The sequence below is a fragment of the Hungatella sp. SB206 genome, from assembly GCF_051132295.1.
In the GTDB taxonomy this organism is placed as follows: Bacteria; Bacillota; Clostridia; order Lachnospirales; family Lachnospiraceae; genus Hungatella; species Hungatella effluvii.
Genome location: NZ_CP096603.1, coordinates 6,137,429 through 6,153,035 on the forward strand (window position 1 = coordinate 6,137,429; position 15,607 = coordinate 6,153,035).

Below are 15,607 nucleotides of genomic sequence, written 5' to 3' on the forward strand. Positions count from 1 at the left end.
TTCGTTAACCGAACATCACAAATGTGACAATCTGTAAGATCACGCAGATGATCCAGCCGCATACGACGCTCATCTTTAAGAAATCCCTGGTGGAAACTTTGGCATAGCTGATTCCCCATACGATCCAGGACTGTGTGATACAGCAGGAAACGTTCATGACCGTCGTAGACGCAATCATAAGAGGCGCCAGAAATGCGGTAGAAAATCCGATTCCCTTTAAAATCCCCAGCGTGGCCGCGCCGCATCCGTATAAGGTAAACGGTCCGCGGAACAGCCCAAGCGGTGCCAGAGCACAGAAAATAATGGTGATAAACAGGGTGCTGTGAGGAATTACATTGCCCAGCAGCGCGTTAAAATACGGGATACACAGTTCGGCCGCTTTGTTGAACATGGGTACCATGAGCAGGAAGCCCACCAGCGGAGCGGTATCGACAACTCCGTCGAAAAAGTCTTTATTAAAGGTACGGCAGGCCGTACGGAAATTCTTAAGCTTCCCGCAGACAAAAAGGGCATAAAAACCTCCGATCAGGAATCCCATGATGATCGGAACCTTGAACACAATCAGCAGAAACACCGGAATAAACGGGGTAAGAAGAGATTTGCCCGGAGCGAAATCCATTTTCTGTCTGATTGGCCGTCTGGCCGCCCAGGAGTGAACTGTCTTCTTCTTTCTCATGCAGAACAGCACAAGACAAATGGTGAAAATCAGCTGAACCGCCAGGGCAATTCCGCCCCAACGCACATACTCTTCGTAAGGATATGTAGTTCTCCCCTCCGCATCGAGAAAAAATGCGGTATACTGTCCAAACAGGACCGGATTTAAGAACATTCCGGCGCCGATGCTCAGCATAAAGGATACGACAGACAGTACCTTCGGAATCCCAAGAGACATCAGAATCGGAAGGATAATCACACCGATCGCCACAACCGCTCCTGCTCCAAACAGGGAGGAGAAAATCGCTGTGGTCACGATACATAAAAGAATGCAGGTAACGGCCGGCTTATCGCCGCCAAGCTCCGTGGTCTTTCGGATCAGCGTGGAGGCAATTCCCGTCTCTAAGAGCACGCGTCCAAACCAGGCGCCGAATACAACGTTGACCAGAACGGTTCCCCAGCCTTCCGGGCCGCTCTGAAATACTTTTGAGAATGCCTGGATCCATGTGATACCGACGTTCTCCGCATTAGCCGCAACAAATGCCGGATTCGTCGGAAATGTATTGCCGATCATGGGGAGTACGGTCCAGAGAATTGCCATGACCAGCATACCCATCATTAAGTTTCCGCCTTTCGCGGCATAGAATGCCAGGCCGAAAAATGATACCAGAATCAGAATTCCTATGATATATTCCATTGATTTTTCTCTCCCTCTCTACCATTCTTTCCGGGTAACCCCTTCTAGCGTTCCAAAGAATTCAACGTCTCCCACACCTCTTCGATAACCGGAATTCCGTTCTTCGTGTTGTCATCTCTCGTCTTCAGTTCCAGCTCGCCAGGGTAGAACACCTCCCCGCCCTCTGCCGCAGGCTCCGAGGCCTTGATATCCGCCAGAATCTCATCCACAATGCGGTCTGTTTCCTCAGTCGTGTTAAACTTAGACGGATCCATGGCGATCATCACCTGGGATAAGCCTACCTCGTCGCCGAAGGTTCCGATCTTCTTAACGGAATTCTCGCTGGTTAAAACCGTTGCGATCAGATCCAGGGCAATCGAGATTCCGCTTCCCTTCCAGTAGCCCATCGGAAGCACTCTCCATGTCTTTTCAATCTCTGCGGGATCCGTGGTGATATTTCCATTGGTGTCGTAGCCGCCCGGTACCGGAAGCTGCTGGCCCTTCAGCCTCGCCTCCTCGATCTTGCCATAAGAGAACTGGGATACGGCACAGTCGATGACCGCGTGCTTACCGCTGCTTCTCGGAATCGCCATAATGAGTGGATTGTTTCCGATCTTTCTGTCTTTACCGCCCCAGGCCGGCATATTCGGCATGGTATTGGACCAGCAGATTCCGATGCATCCCTGGTCAGCAGCCTGCCATCCGTAGCTGCCGCCGCGCATCCAGTGGTTGTTATTGCCCAGCGCCACGACGCCCACACCGTTTAACTTCGCCAGTTCACAGGCACGATCCATGGCAAGCTTTGCATTTAACGGACCGAATCCGCGGTGTCCGTTCCACCGCTCAATGGCTCCCATAGCCGATTCGCATGTCGCAATAGCCGACGGATCGATCTCTCCTTTATCCAGATAGCTGACCACTCTCGGAAAGCGGTTTACGCCGTGGGAATACACACCGTCGAGACTGTTTTTTGCAAACACCGTCGCCGCGTCAAGCGCGTGAGTCTCGGAAAACCCTCTGCTCATCAAAATTCCCTGGAACTTCATTAATAAATCCTCATACTGCACTCTCATGTTTTTTCTCTCCTTTAATCTGGCCTCCGCCGGTGGGGGACTGACGGAAGAATTTGTCTTCTTCTCAATTACCTGTCCTGTCTTCATTACTGCTCTTTACTTTTTAGATCTCATTTTCTGTTTTTGAGAAAGCGCTTTCTTATAGATTCATTATAGCATTTGAGACTATTTTGTCAATATGCCTTGTAATAAACTCTTTATTTTAGTTAATAATGCATATTTATCTGCATGCTTTTTTGTTGAAAAGTTACATTGTTTTACATTCATATAAAAGCGTTTTCACGTTTAAATATAAAAAAGAAGAGTTTATTTGATTTTAGTGTCCAAATAAACTCTTTTATATTGAGAAAGCGTTTTTACATAATCATAATTTTATGATCCTTTTTTTGATTTTCTTTTCTCGATTCCGTTTTCTCGATTCTATTTTCCCGACCCTGTTTTCCCGATCCTGTTTTCCCAATTCTGTTTTCTCACTGTGTAGTCCCGCGTATCATTAATTCTGGCTGTATAGCCACATTGGATAAGGCTTTCCGGCCTTCCAAAACATCCTTTAAAAGCTGGGCGCACATATCTCCCAGAAGTTCAGGCTTATTATCCAGCGTCGTCAGTTCCGGCTCACAGATCAGAGAATCAGGAGAATTGTTGCAGCCGGTCACCGCGATATCCTCGGGCACCCGGAAGCCTTTCTTTTTCAGCCCCTTCATCACCCCGATGGCAGTAATATCTTCACCGCACACAATCCCTGTAAACGGAATGCCGAGCTGGCAGATCTCCTCTGCCGCCTCGAGACCGCCTTCCAGGCCGTACCGGCAGTGCACCACATTCTTTTCGGCGCCGGTGATATCATGCAGCTTCATGGCTTCCAGAAACCCCTGACATTTCGCCCGGCTGCTCTCCGTCTCCAGGTCATAGAGATAGAGCAGGTCTCTGTGTCCTTTTTCATAGAGATAATCGACGACGGAACGGATTCCTTTCATATCATCCACCATAACGGAATAGAAATCCGGCTGCTTCACCTGTCCATTGGCGACCACCACAGGAATCCCCTTAATCCTGGCCGTCATCTCCGGGTAATGGATCAGCTCATTAAAGACAGATCCGATCAACACAATTCCATCCACCTGTTTTTCGGAAAGGATCTCGAAATACCGGCCGCATTCGCTGATCGAACCACCCGTATTACAGACGGTCACATTATACCCCTCATTGCTGAAAATCTGTTCAATCACGTAAACCATTCTGGCGTAGTGGGTCACCCTGACATCCACAGTCAGAATCGCAATACTCTTCATCGTCTTCGACACCATTCCACGCGCAATGGCGCTGGGTTTATAGTCGTACTTCTTAAGCACCTCCTCCACCCGCCGTCTGATTTCCGGATTTACATTCCCTTTATTATTCAGTACCCGTGATACGGTGGAGATCGATGTCTTCGCCTCCGCCGCAATATCGTAGATATTCATAGTCTGCATCCCCTCTCTGAAAGCCCTTTCTCCATTTATTGTAAATGATTTTTCCTGATTTGTCACGATGATTTGCGAATTTATCAAAAGAACATAATCCGTCTACAGTTCGGGCGCCATTCTCACTCTGCGATCCGTCCGGAACGCATGGAACATCCTATGTTACAGTTCACTCCCTGCCTGGCCGAACCGGACTGCGGTGCCCCTGGTGGGGAGTGAACTGTAACCATCCTTTCACATTTTGCTGTAAAATTCCCATACATAAGCATGACATTTCCCCCCATTTATGTTACACTTAAATTTACCATCAAACACGAAAACTGGAGAACAAAATTATGCAGTATACAGGTTCCATTGACAACCGGGGAATACTGGAAATTATCCGTCGTTCCTGCAGCTATGTGGACGCCCGCCTGATGAATCACGGCTACAGGGTGGCCTATATTGTATCTGAAATGTTAAAGCCATACTTCCATGAAGACGCCCGGAAGATACGGGACGTCTGCTTTCTGTCCCTTCTCCACGACATCGGCGCCTACAAGACCGATGAGATTTCAAAGATGCTGCAGTTTGACACCGATGATGTTCTGGCCCACTCCGTTTATGGCTATCTGTTCATCAAATACTTTTCTCCGCTTAAAAATCTTGCCGGAGCTATTCTTCTGCATCACGCCACCTGGCAGGTTCTGGAGCATTCGGAGGCATTTCCGAAGGAAATCCGGCTTCTTGCCCAGGTCATTCATGTGGCCGACCGCATCGACGTCGCCATGGAGGTGCAGCACATGACATGGGAAGAAACCGCGGTTCTTCTGAAGAAAGAAAGCGGCACAAAATTCTCGCCCGTTATTACCGATCTTGCCCTCGCCTGCGATTTCCACACACCGTTCGAAGGCGACACGGACGCAGAATCTCTATTTTTCCAGCTGTTTTCCGAGATTCCCCTCACACAGGACGAAATCACGGATTATTTAAAGATGCTCATCTTCACCATTGATTTTCGAAGCCGCCACACAGTTACCCATACCATCACCACCACGACCATCAGTGCCGAACTGGCAAAACGCATGGGGATGAACGAGGAGGAATGCAACCAGATCATCTGCGGTTCCATGCTTCATGACTTGGGAAAGATCGGCATTCCGGTGGAAATCCTGGAATATCCTGGAAAATTAAGTCCCCAGGCCATGAATATCATGCGCACCCACGTGGACATCACTGAGAAAATTTTCGGAGACGTCATCAAGGATACGGTCAAATTGCTCGCCCTCCGTCACCACGAAAAACTCGACGGCTCCGGTTACCCTAGAGGCCTGGCCGCCGCCGACTTAAGCACCGGAGAACGGATCGTGGCCATCGCCGATATCATCAGCGCCCTTTCCGGCACGAGAAGCTATAAGACCGCATTTTCCAAAGACAAAATATGCACGATTATCACAGAAATGAAGGACGCTGGTCTGATCGACGCCGATATTGTGGAGCTCATGATTTCCGACTACGATGAGATCATGGAGGAGACCCGAATTCAGTGCCAGCCGATTCTAGATATCTACGTTCTCATACAAAAGGATTTTGACCGGATTTCCCAGGCCATGACCGTGGATGACATCGCGGGCATGAAGGCAGTTTTCTAAAACTGTCCTCATGCCCGCTTCTTTTTTAAAGATCATCTGCCAGATTTAAAGATCATCTACCAGAGCGCTGCTCTTCGCATAAGCCGTACTTCTGGCCTCAAAGAAATCCGTCTTTATCATGTTGGCATTGCTGTACTGGGATACCCAGGCCATACTCTCCGGTTCCTTTTCATGCCCCTCATAAATCGGGTCAAAGCCAAGGCTCACACACCGCAGGTTGCCAAGATACTGAATATAGTCCGTTATCATATCTTTCGTCAGTCCCGGCACCTTGTCTCCGATGGCGTAATGGCCCCAGGCAATCTCCTGGCGGCATCCCTCTTTAATCATCTCTCTGTAAACATCCACGCGTTCGGGGGTAAAGAGCTCCGGCTCCTCATTTTTGAGTTCCAGAATCATGTTGCGGAACAGCCATAAATGGGTGTTCTCATCCCGGTTGATATACCGGATCTCCTGTGCGGATCCCGGCATCTTGTGGTTCCTGCCAAGGTTATAGAAGAACATAAATCCGCTGTAGAAGTAAACCCCTTCAAGGATAAAATTGGCTACCACGGTCTTCATAAATGTAAACGGGCTCTTGTCCTTCTGAAATTCATTATAAAGATTTCCGATAAAGGTATTTCTGGCAAGCAGATGCTCATCATTTTTCCACTGGTAGAGCACCTCGTTCCTGGTCTGCGGCTCGCAGATGGTATCCAGCATATAGCTGTAGCTCTGGCTGTGGACCGCCTCCTGGAAGGTCTGGATGGACAGGCATAGGTTGATTTCATTGGCCGTTATATATTCGCCGATGGCCGGTAAATTGGCGGTCTGGATGCTGTCCAGGAATACGAGGAATGACAGAATCTTGTCATAAGCCCTCCGCTCCCCGGCGTCCAGCATAGGATAATCCTTTACATCATGGCCCAGGTTGATCTCCTCCGGCACCCAAAAATTGTTCATGGCCTGCCGGTACCAGTCGCTCACCCAGGTATATTTCATATTGTTAAAATCGTTGAGATTCGTTGTATTGCCGCCTATCATACGGCGGTTTCTGACGTCGGTATCGCCGTTCGGATTGAATAACGGCTTTCTGGTTAATTGTTCCATGGTCTTTCCTTTCCCTTTTTACAGCTTGCTGCATGTTATTTCCGCGGCCGTATTTAACTGGAGCATACCTCGCACTCTTCTACTTCCAGGCTTCTGGAGCGGATATAATAAATGGTTTTTACGCCGCACTCCCAGGCCAATACATAAAGGTTCAGCACCTGCCTTAAGGTGTATTCGTTAGTGATATAGAGATTCATGCTCTGCGCCTGATCCACATGGCGCTGCCGGATTCCCCCCGCCCGGACGGACCACTGCTGGTCAATGTAGTGGGCGTTCTTGTACTGCCAGAATGTCTCGGGAGATAAATCCGGAGCCACCCGTGGCACCAGTCCATTCTTCTTTTCCTCCAGGTAATACCGGTTCATGATCGGATCCAGGCCGGCCGTCGTTCCCGCCAGCATACTGGTGCTGCTCGTCGGCGCAATGGCGATCAGCCATCCGTTTCTCATGCCGTTTGCCGCCGTCTTTTCCTTCAGCCGGAGCCACTCTTCCGAATGGTAGTTCCGTTTTTCAAAATAGGCGCCTGTCTGCCAATCGCTTCCTTCAAACAGCTCATAGCGGCCCTTTTCCCCGGCATAGTCGCAGCTTGCCTCAATCGCCGCATAATTAATCCATTCAAACACCCGGTCGGTAAATGCCAAATGCTCCTCCGATTCCCAGGAAATTCCGTTTTTCGCCAGCATATGGTGGTAACCGCTGATCCCCAGTCCGATAGGGCGGTACCGCATGTTGTTGATTTTGGCGTATGGAACCGGGAAAAAGTTTAAGTCAATGACATTGTCCAGCGCACGCACTGCGTACCGTGTCAGCTCGGTAACCTCTTTCCGGTCCGTCACATCGATCTTCCCGAGAGAGAGGCTGGCCAGATTACATACCACGAAATCGCCGGGCTTTGTCACTGTCACCACCACCGTTTCGCCGTCCACCGTTTCGATGCGCTGCTCCATCTGTTCCACCGGACTCATATTCTGTGCAATTTCCGTACAGAGATTGCTGCAGTAAATGATGCCCTTATGGCTGTTGGGATTTGCCTCATTAACCAGGTCCCGGTTAAAGGTAAATGGAGTTCCCGTCTCCACCGCACTCTTTAAAATCAGGCGGACCAGTTCTTTTACCGGAATCACCCGCTTATGAATCCTGTGATCAGCGACACATTCCCGATAGCGTTCCTCCCATTCCTGTCCATAGGAATCTTCCAGCGAGTAGCCCTTTACCGTGAGGATCTCATGAGGACACATCAGGTACCAGTCCGCGTCAATATTCTCCTTTGCCAGCTTCCAGAACAGGTTCGGATAACAGACCGCCGGAAATACGTCGTGTGCCTTCATACGGTCGTCCCCATTGTTGGTACGCAGCGCCAGGAATTCCGGAAGGTCCTTGTGCCACGCATCCAGATATACGGCGACGGCTCCCTGGCGCACGCCCAGCTGATCTACCGCCACCGCGGTATCATTCGCCAGCTTGATCCAGCGGATCACGCCCCCTGCTGCGCCCTTAAAGCCGCGGATTGCACTTCCTGCTGCCCTGACCTTGCCGAAATACAGCCCCATACCACCGCCGAACTTGCTGACCTTGGCAAAGCTGTCAATGCTGCGGTAAATGCCATCCAGGCTGTCCGGCACCGTGTCGATAAAACAGGAGGAAAGCTGATGATACGGCTTTCTCGCGTTGGAAAGGGTCGGCGTCGCCATGGTAACCTTAAGCGTACTCAGCATATCGTAAAAACGCCTCACCCATTCCAGCCGGTCGTTCTTCTCCAGCATGGCCAGATGCAGGGCGATGCCCAGAAACATTTCCTGCGGGGACTCTAACGGAACATTCTCCCGGCTGCGGATCACATATCTGGAAAGAAGCAGTTCCAGACCGGAATACGTAAAAAGCTGATCCCGTGTGCCGTCGAGGAAGCCCTCACACGTCTCGATCTCCTCCCTGGTGTAATGTTCCAGAATATAGTCACCGTAAAGCCGTTCTCCTGTCAGAAAATACAGCTTATCGTAAAAGCTTCTGATCTGATACTTCGCCTCCATGGATCTTAAGTTCTTTCTGAAGCGGACCATCAAAAGACGGGCTGCAATGTACTCCCAGTCCGGCGCTTCCTGGGTGGTAAGCTCCACAGCGGCCTGGATTAAGGCGGCCAGCTTCTCCGCTTCCGTCATCCCCTGTTTATAGAAAGCCGAAAATTTCATAAACAGGTGCTCCAGCCGGTACGCGGTGCCGGTCCATTTTTTCTGAATCTCCTTTAAGACGGCCTCCATATCAGGAACATCGTTAAAATACCGGACCAGATCCTGCCTCACACTGCGTTCCTTACTCCGCTCATTCCGATAAAGAATAAAGCTCTTAAGCGCCTCGTAGCAGCCGGCTTCCATCAGAGACTGTTCCACCATATCCTGAATCTGCTCCACGCTGAGAGGACTTCCGTCCTTCACCGCGCCGTCCACTTTCTCTTTCACCAGGCCCATGATCCTGTCCATCCGCGCCTCGCCAGGCTCCTGATTCACACTGGCAAACGCACACAGGATTGCACTCTTTATCTTCCCGCACTCGTATGATTCCGGCTGACCGTTTCTTTTTCTGATATCCATTTCTTTTACCGCCATTCTCCAAAGTTTAATTGTCATTTTTCATTCATCAAGCAATCAGTATTAATAACTGTTATTAATGCCGTCACTAAAAGATGATACCACAAGATGTAGTTTATTACAAGATTGTGATCGCAAAATATTTGATTTTTTTACCGTTTGTAATACAACAGATCGATACATGCAAAACTGATGGCCATCCCGAAATCTGATCTTATTACACGGGCGAAAAAGCGCTTTTATTCTATTATAAACAGAATTCCGGCTTGGAATCAGGCAGCCATGAATCAGATAGTGATGAGTCCGAATGTGAGACCTTTCCCTGCGGGAACAGAACGAAAAAAAATAACGTGGAAATACCGATTAAAAAGATAAGAGAAATCGGCATTTCCACGTTGAAATTATTTTCTTTGCCGGCTGTACTTAACAGCAACAATCTTCTGCATCGGCCCCCCTAACAATTCCATTTCACCTTCACTGGATGTGCTTCATCCGTCACGCAGACCTGTTTCAGTGAATCTACGGCTTTTTCCAACTCTTTGGAAGCTATTTTATCATAAACCTCAGCACCTTGTTCCAGTCCGGCCTGGCTGTATGCTGCGGCTGCGGCCCCATAAAACAGAAATCCCAGCGCGCTGGTCGGCGTATGGACCGAAGCACATGCTGTTGAAACCGCTCGCGCCGCAGCCTGCGCGGTCGGATTATCCGCCAGATCCCGGGCAAACTGCCCCGCTTCCTTAATTACCGGTTTTATCTCACTTAATTTACCGTTTCCTTTTAAATATTCTTCACATACCAGTATCGTATCCCTCAGACACGCATTCCCCGGGCACTCGTTCTCATAAATTCCCAGGAAATTATCTTTCGCATAGCCAACAGCCCAGCCCGCCAGTGTTTTTTCATTCTGTGTTTCAATAAGACGCATCAGAGCAATACATTCCGCAGAATTGACATCACCAAGCATTTTTCTTAATTTAGGCATCGTTTTTCTCCTGTTCCTTCTCTCATCTTTCACACAATTTTATCATACCATACTTCCCAGCACTCCATCCATCATTGTAAGTATTTGTAAACCTTTCTTAATTTTCATTTTTCTTCCAACCTGCTATAATCTAATTGGCAGCAATTGAAAAACACAACTTAATTTAATGGAGGTTTCAATGAAAAAAATAACCGGAAGTCTGCTTCTCTCACTTTTATGCGTCACAGCCGTCTTCGCCTCTGGATTTGCTTTCCGTTCAAAGGCTGACACAGGTACGGCTCCTTCTTCCGTCCGGATCTATGGAACGGTAAATCAGACCAGCGACGGCCGACTGTCCATTTCCCGGCAGGACGGGGATTTCGCCGGACAGGAATTAATTATCAATGTATCGGAAGAAACCAGAATTTTAGACGCAGTAAACGGTTATCCCGCCTCGCTGGATACGCTTAAAAACGGCGAGACCATCTACGCCTATATCAGCCCGGCCATGACCTTAAGTCTTCCGCCGATGTCTCACGGAGAGATCATTCTCTGCAGCATTCCGGCCGATTTCAAAGTTCCGGAATATATAACAGTTGATACCCTGACGGTTGCAGGTGACGGTGTTTCCGGTACCATTTCAGCAGATAACGGTACCACCTATACCGTTAACTCCGACAGTCAGATTCTTCCTTACCTCACAAGAAATATCGTCACACTTCAGGACCTTGTGAAAGGTAAGAAATGTCTCGTCTGGACACAGTCGGGTTCCAATACTGCATATAAAATCGTAGCATTTGCCGATTCGGTAAATACAGACGGTTCCGGCGAAGCAGCCGCCCCCCGCGGCTGGTCTTCCCAGGATGGCAGCTGGTATTACTATGACAGCACCGGCAGTCTCCACAAAGGCTGGTTAAATGATAACGGCGACTGGTATTACTTAAATCCGGAAACCGGCGTTATGCAGACAGGTTTTCTCACCGTTGACGGAAAGACCTATTACCTGCAGGAAAATGGAAAAATGCTGACAAAGGCGAAAACTTTTACTCCCGACGAGAATGGTGCACTTCACTAAGCCATTCGATACCAACGGCAGCGCTTATGTCAACATCGGCGTCACCACAGCAATCAGGCAATCCACATAAAAAAGGATGGCAGAGACCGGGATTCTTCCAAGAGCGATCCCAGCCTCCGCCATCCTTTTATCGCCTCTCCATATACGGATTCAACCTGGCATAAATATAAGTATCCTTCCAAAGAGGTTTGTTATCGTCATCCTTCCAAAAATACACATTTTGTTTCAAGTAAGCTTCCCGTTCAAATCCCAATGACTCCAGCAGTTTCCAGGAGCCTTGATTTTGAGGGTCACACTCAGCGAAGATTCTATGTATTCCACCGGAAAATGCCTGCTCGATTAAAGCCTTGCAGCTTTCCTTAGCATATCCCTTTCCCCAATAATCCTGATTAAATACGTATCCCATTTCGAGGGCGTCAAACTCCCTCTTTCCCAAATATACATTTCCTATCATCTTATGATTGCTTTTTAGTTCGACGGCAATCATCTCATCAGTCGAGATTCTCCATGCAAGGCTGCTCTTTACTTCATCCAGATCCATCGGTTTATAAGGTTCGTATTTAACGACCTCCGGATTGGATAAGTATTCGTACAAATCCTGCGCATCTCCTTCCACATATCTTCTTAAAATCAACCGCTCTGTTTCCACTATCACATTTATGCTTTCCACAGTATTCCTCCCTGCGTTCTTACCTGATTCTGCGTTTCCTGCTTTGACTGTTTTCCGGTCCCAACCTGATTTATCATTCTACTCTAAATTCAGCTGCCGGTTTTGTCAAGTATTCCGATGTCATTTCTATCAGCGTTTTTTTTGCCGCAGGCTCTGGGACAGTTATACTCCAACAACAGGAGAGCGGCAAACGCCATAAGCATTCACCGCTCTCACCATATCCTAAATTCTATTTCGCAATAACCTTAACAAACTTCTTCTTTCCGCGCTTCACAACGACGCCTTCGCCCTCCAGGCCCTCTTTGGCGAAGACGGCCTTCACGTCATTTACTGCATTGCCGTCAACGGATACGCCGCCCTGTTCCACGTTGCGTCTTGCCTCGGAACGTGAGCCGGCGAGGCCGGATTTATGAAGAATATCGAGAATATCAATGGTTCCTTCTCTGAAATCTTCATCCGTCAGCTCGCAGGTCGGCATATCGGCCGCATTACCGCCAGTGAACAGTTCGCGGGCGCTCTTCTGAGACTTTTCAGCTTCTTCCTCGCCGTGAACCAGCTTTGTCAGCTCGTATGCCAGAATTTCTTTCGCCTGGTTTAACTGGCTTCCTTCCCATTTATCCATCTCGTTAATCTGCTCGATCGGCAGGAATGTCAGCATGCGAAGACATTTTAAGACATCTGCGTCGCTCACATTTCTCCAGTACTGGTAGAAGTCAAACGGAGTGGTCTTGTTCGGATCCAGCCATACAGCGCCGGACTGGGTCTTGCCCATCTTCTTGCCCTCGGAGTTAAGCAGCAGGGTGATTGTCATAGCGTGCGCATCCTTGCCCAGCTTCCGGCGGATCAGCTCTGTACCGCCCAGCATGTTGCTCCACTGATCGTCGCCGCCGAACTGCATATTACAGCCGTAACGCTTAAACAGCTCATAGAAATCGTAGCTCTGCATGATCATGTAGTTGAACTCCAGGAAGCTTAAGCCTTTCTCCATACGCTGCTTGTAGCATTCCGCTCTCAGCATGTTATTTACGGAAAAATGAGTTCCCACTTCACGCAGGAAATCGACGTAATTCAAATCCAGCAGCCAGTCCGCATTGTTGACCATCATGGCCTTTCCTTCGGAAAAATCGATAAAACGGCTCATCTGCTTCTTGAAGCAGTCGCAGTTGTGCTGAATCGTATCCACAGTCATCATCTGGCGCAAATCGCTGCGTCCCGACGGATCACCGATCATTCCGGTACCGCCGCCGATCAGCGCGATCGGTTTGTTTCCCGCCTCCTGTAAACGCTTCATCAGGCAAAGCGCCATAAAATGTCCTACGTGAAGGCTGTCCGCGGTTGGGTCAAAGCCAATATAGAATACAGCCTTCCCTTCGTTGATCATTTTGCTGATCTCTTCTTCATTCGTTACCTGGGCAATGAGGCCGCGGGCTTTGAGTTCTTCGTACGCTGTCATAATTGTTTTCTCCTTTTCTTTAATTTTTGCAGATACTTTCCTATTACATAAAAAAAAGTCCCGTCCTGTTCAAAGGACGAGACTGTAATCCCGTGTTACCACCTTAATTTATAAACGGCTCGCGCCGCTTACCTCTTCGAGTACGATCACCATACTCTAGCACGATAACGTGTGCAGGAATCCGTCACAGTCTACTCGCCGATCCATAGGACTCTCCGTCCTTTCCAGATCTGCTTTCAGTGTGAAGCTCAAAGATGTATTCACAATCCGCTTTCCACGCGCCTCTCATCAACCGGCTACTTTCTGTGTGCTGTTGCGCATTATTACTTGTTCTTATCAACGCCTTTTTGCATTTATGAAGTTATTGATTAGTATATGAGGTTTCGGTTTGTTTGTCAAGAGCCTAAATTTATTTTTTCAGCCATCAATTTTTAAAGTCAGGCCAAGGCTGTATTTTGTATCATCGATAATCAGAGAAACGGCGTATTCCCCCTGAAGACCGCATTTATTCAGCCGGAAGTCCACCTGACGCCCGGAACTCTGGAATGTGCCCACGCACATGGCGGTAAATGACACTGCGGAAGTGGATATGAAATAGTTATGACAGTTTCCCTCCCCATCTTCTAAGACCAGCATCACCAGCTGCCCTTTTTCGAAGGTTCCATGGAAGGTGTAACGGTCAAACTCTTCGCTGATTTCTAAGTGGTATTGATCCGGAATGGTGCTTTTACTATATTCCGTCTCGGCGGCGGTTTCGAATTCCGGCGTTTTTCCTAATGTCCCCAGTATTTTTCCGCGTCCCAGCGTCAAGTTCTCCCCTTCGCTGTAAAGGGACATTTTCTTTGCGCGGTAATAATTGGCGTTCAGGCACATTTCGTAGACAACTCTGCCGTCCAGAAGCTCCACGGTCTTTGACTCAAGCCGGACATTTTTGTTCTCAAAGTATCTGCGGGAGCCGACACCTTCGCAGGTGATACCGTCAAGGGAGGCAATTCCGCCGGAATGTACCAGATAATTCCCCTCTCCGTAGTAGTCCACGTTGGAGATGTAGGGCGAGAAGAACTCATTTCCCCGTTCCTTTCCGTACTGCCAGATCTGTCGGACGGTCCGTTTCTCCCGGTCGATGCTAAAACGCACGCCTCTCGAGTAATTGTCTTTTCCCAGGCGGTAATGCTCCGGGTTTTTAGAACGGTAATGGCCGTTGTCAAAGGTCATTACATCACCATCCGGGGTTATGAGACAGGCGTGCTGTTCATACTGCCATTCCAGATCGCCCACTGGCTTTAAGAAGTACGCTTCCCTCATGTCCTCCGGCCAGCCTTCCGGATCCCCCAGAATCCAGTTCAGTTTTCCGCTCTGAAAATCGATGTTGATCAGGACATCCTGATGGCGGCCGGATAGTGTGATGGAATCCGTCTTTTTATCATACCACAGGGCATTATTGTGGAACCAGTCGTGAGCGCTCCAGCTTCCGGAAGGAGCGGCATCCTGAGGCAGAATGTCCTTGAAGTCCCAGGTTTTTAAAATGGAACCATCCGCCCTGTCAATCAGGACGCACATATCCTCCACCGTGCCATTTTCAAAGCACTCCGTCAGTACAAGGAGGTTCCCATCCTCCATCTCAAACTGGTCGTGGTGATAGCCGCCGGGAAGACGGTATTCCGCATAGATTTTTCCGATCAGGTCCATTTCCCACAGCCCTGTCGTATAATACGGTTTCTCCAGAAGGCGGGGGGAACCGATGGAAAAACGGCCGTTCTGCAGTTCCTTTATGGCGAAGGTGATGTTTTCCGTGCAGTACCAGCGGCAGTCTCCGCGGTAATCGTAAGCGGCCGGAAGCGCGCCCATGGCGGGTATGACGAACATCACGTTTCCATCCATATACGCGGCTGTCGTGTCAATGGACTCCGGCAGTTTGACGGCACTGTCCAGCGGGCCGCTGGTGATAATGATTTCTTTACGCCGACCATCTGACAACCTCAGTTCCACAGTATTATCCATTCCCGGATACAGGCCAAGCACCGGTATTACGTGTTCATACGCCTCCGGAAATGCTTTCGAGATATCTCCGCTGGCTTCCATCCCTTTCACCGTAATGCTCACACTCACCTTCTCCTCCGTAAAAAAAGCGATCACGGCGGTGAGAGGCGCTATGCCGTAAGGATTTACCGTAACGAGCGGATTTTCAAAAGAACGGTGTTCCCGGTGAAAGCTCTCTATAAATTCCTGTTCTGCTGCGGCCTGCTGGTCTATAAAATGTTCTATTGTTTTCATCCTGTT

The 15,607-nt window shown here is 49.0% G+C and carries 11 protein-coding genes; 2 read left to right on the top strand and 9 right to left on the bottom strand.

From position 1 onward, the window contains the following. Positions 1-4 precede the first annotated feature (4 nt). From M1L66_RS27190 to M1L66_RS27200, 3 genes are all read right to left on the bottom strand, one after another. Positions 5-1,351, bottom strand: a complete 1,347-nt coding sequence (locus tag M1L66_RS27190) for a hypothetical protein (protein ID WP_002604500.1) — start codon at positions 1,349-1,351, stop codon at positions 5-7. Between the two features lie 44 nt (positions 1,352-1,395). After that, positions 1,396-2,403 carry a 3-dehydro-L-gulonate 2-dehydrogenase gene (gene yiaK, locus M1L66_RS27195; protein ID WP_187019853.1) on the bottom strand — a complete coding sequence of 336 codons (1,008 nt, stop codon included), beginning with the start codon at positions 2,401-2,403 and terminating at the stop codon, positions 1,396-1,398. Between the two features lie 470 nt (positions 2,404-2,873). Further along, positions 2,874-3,866, bottom strand: coding sequence for a LacI family DNA-binding transcriptional regulator (locus M1L66_RS27200; RefSeq protein ID WP_434688905.1), 993 nt, complete (start codon positions 3,864-3,866; stop codon positions 2,874-2,876). Between the two features lie 335 nt (positions 3,867-4,201). On the opposite strand from M1L66_RS27200, the gene M1L66_RS27205 reads away from it, so the two are divergent. After that, positions 4,202-5,497: an HD-GYP domain-containing protein gene (locus M1L66_RS27205; protein WP_187019856.1), complete on the top strand. Its 1,296-nt coding sequence runs from the start codon at positions 4,202-4,204 to the stop codon at positions 5,495-5,497. A 45-nt stretch (positions 5,498-5,542) separates the two neighbouring features. Here M1L66_RS27205 and M1L66_RS27210 read toward each other — a convergent pair whose 3' ends face one another. The 3 genes from M1L66_RS27210 to M1L66_RS27220 form a co-directional block, all read right to left on the bottom strand. Then, a complete protein-coding gene (locus M1L66_RS27210; protein ID WP_187019858.1) occupies positions 5,543-6,586 on the bottom strand; it encodes a ribonucleotide-diphosphate reductase subunit beta in 1,044 nt (347 codons plus the stop codon). Between the two features lie 53 nt (positions 6,587-6,639). Beyond that, positions 6,640-9,171 (bottom strand): ribonucleoside-diphosphate reductase subunit alpha, encoded by a 2,532-nt coding sequence (locus tag M1L66_RS27215; RefSeq protein WP_434688906.1) that lies wholly within the window; start codon positions 9,169-9,171, stop codon positions 6,640-6,642. Positions 9,172-9,622: 451 nt separating this feature from the next. Beyond that, positions 9,623-10,150 carry a putative immunity protein gene (locus tag M1L66_RS27220; RefSeq protein WP_187019861.1) on the bottom strand — a complete coding sequence of 176 codons (528 nt, stop codon included), beginning with the start codon at positions 10,148-10,150 and terminating at the stop codon, positions 9,623-9,625. Positions 10,151-10,328: 178 nt separating this feature from the next. Here M1L66_RS27220 and M1L66_RS27225 point away from each other — a divergent pair, with 178 nt between their 5' ends. Further along, positions 10,329-11,204, top strand: a complete 876-nt coding sequence (locus M1L66_RS27225) for a hypothetical protein (protein WP_243270183.1) — start codon at positions 10,329-10,331, stop codon at positions 11,202-11,204. Positions 11,205-11,331: 127 nt separating this feature from the next. On the opposite strand, the gene M1L66_RS27230 is transcribed toward M1L66_RS27225, so the two are convergent. From M1L66_RS27230 to M1L66_RS27240, 3 genes are all read right to left on the bottom strand, one after another. Then, the gene (locus M1L66_RS27230; RefSeq protein WP_434688907.1) at positions 11,332-11,874 is read right to left on the bottom strand and encodes a GNAT family N-acetyltransferase; all 543 of its coding nucleotides are present in this window, start codon (positions 11,872-11,874) and stop codon (positions 11,332-11,334) included. A 229-nt stretch (positions 11,875-12,103) separates the two neighbouring features. Then, positions 12,104-13,327, bottom strand: a complete 1,224-nt coding sequence (tyrS, locus tag M1L66_RS27235; RefSeq protein ID WP_187019866.1) for a tyrosine--tRNA ligase — start codon at positions 13,325-13,327, stop codon at positions 12,104-12,106. 417 nt (positions 13,328-13,744) lie between these two features. After that, on the bottom strand, positions 13,745-15,601 hold the full coding sequence (locus M1L66_RS27240) for an aryl-sulfate sulfotransferase (protein WP_434688908.1): 1,857 nt from the start codon (positions 15,599-15,601) through the stop codon (positions 13,745-13,747). Positions 15,602-15,607: the final 6 nt, after the last annotated feature.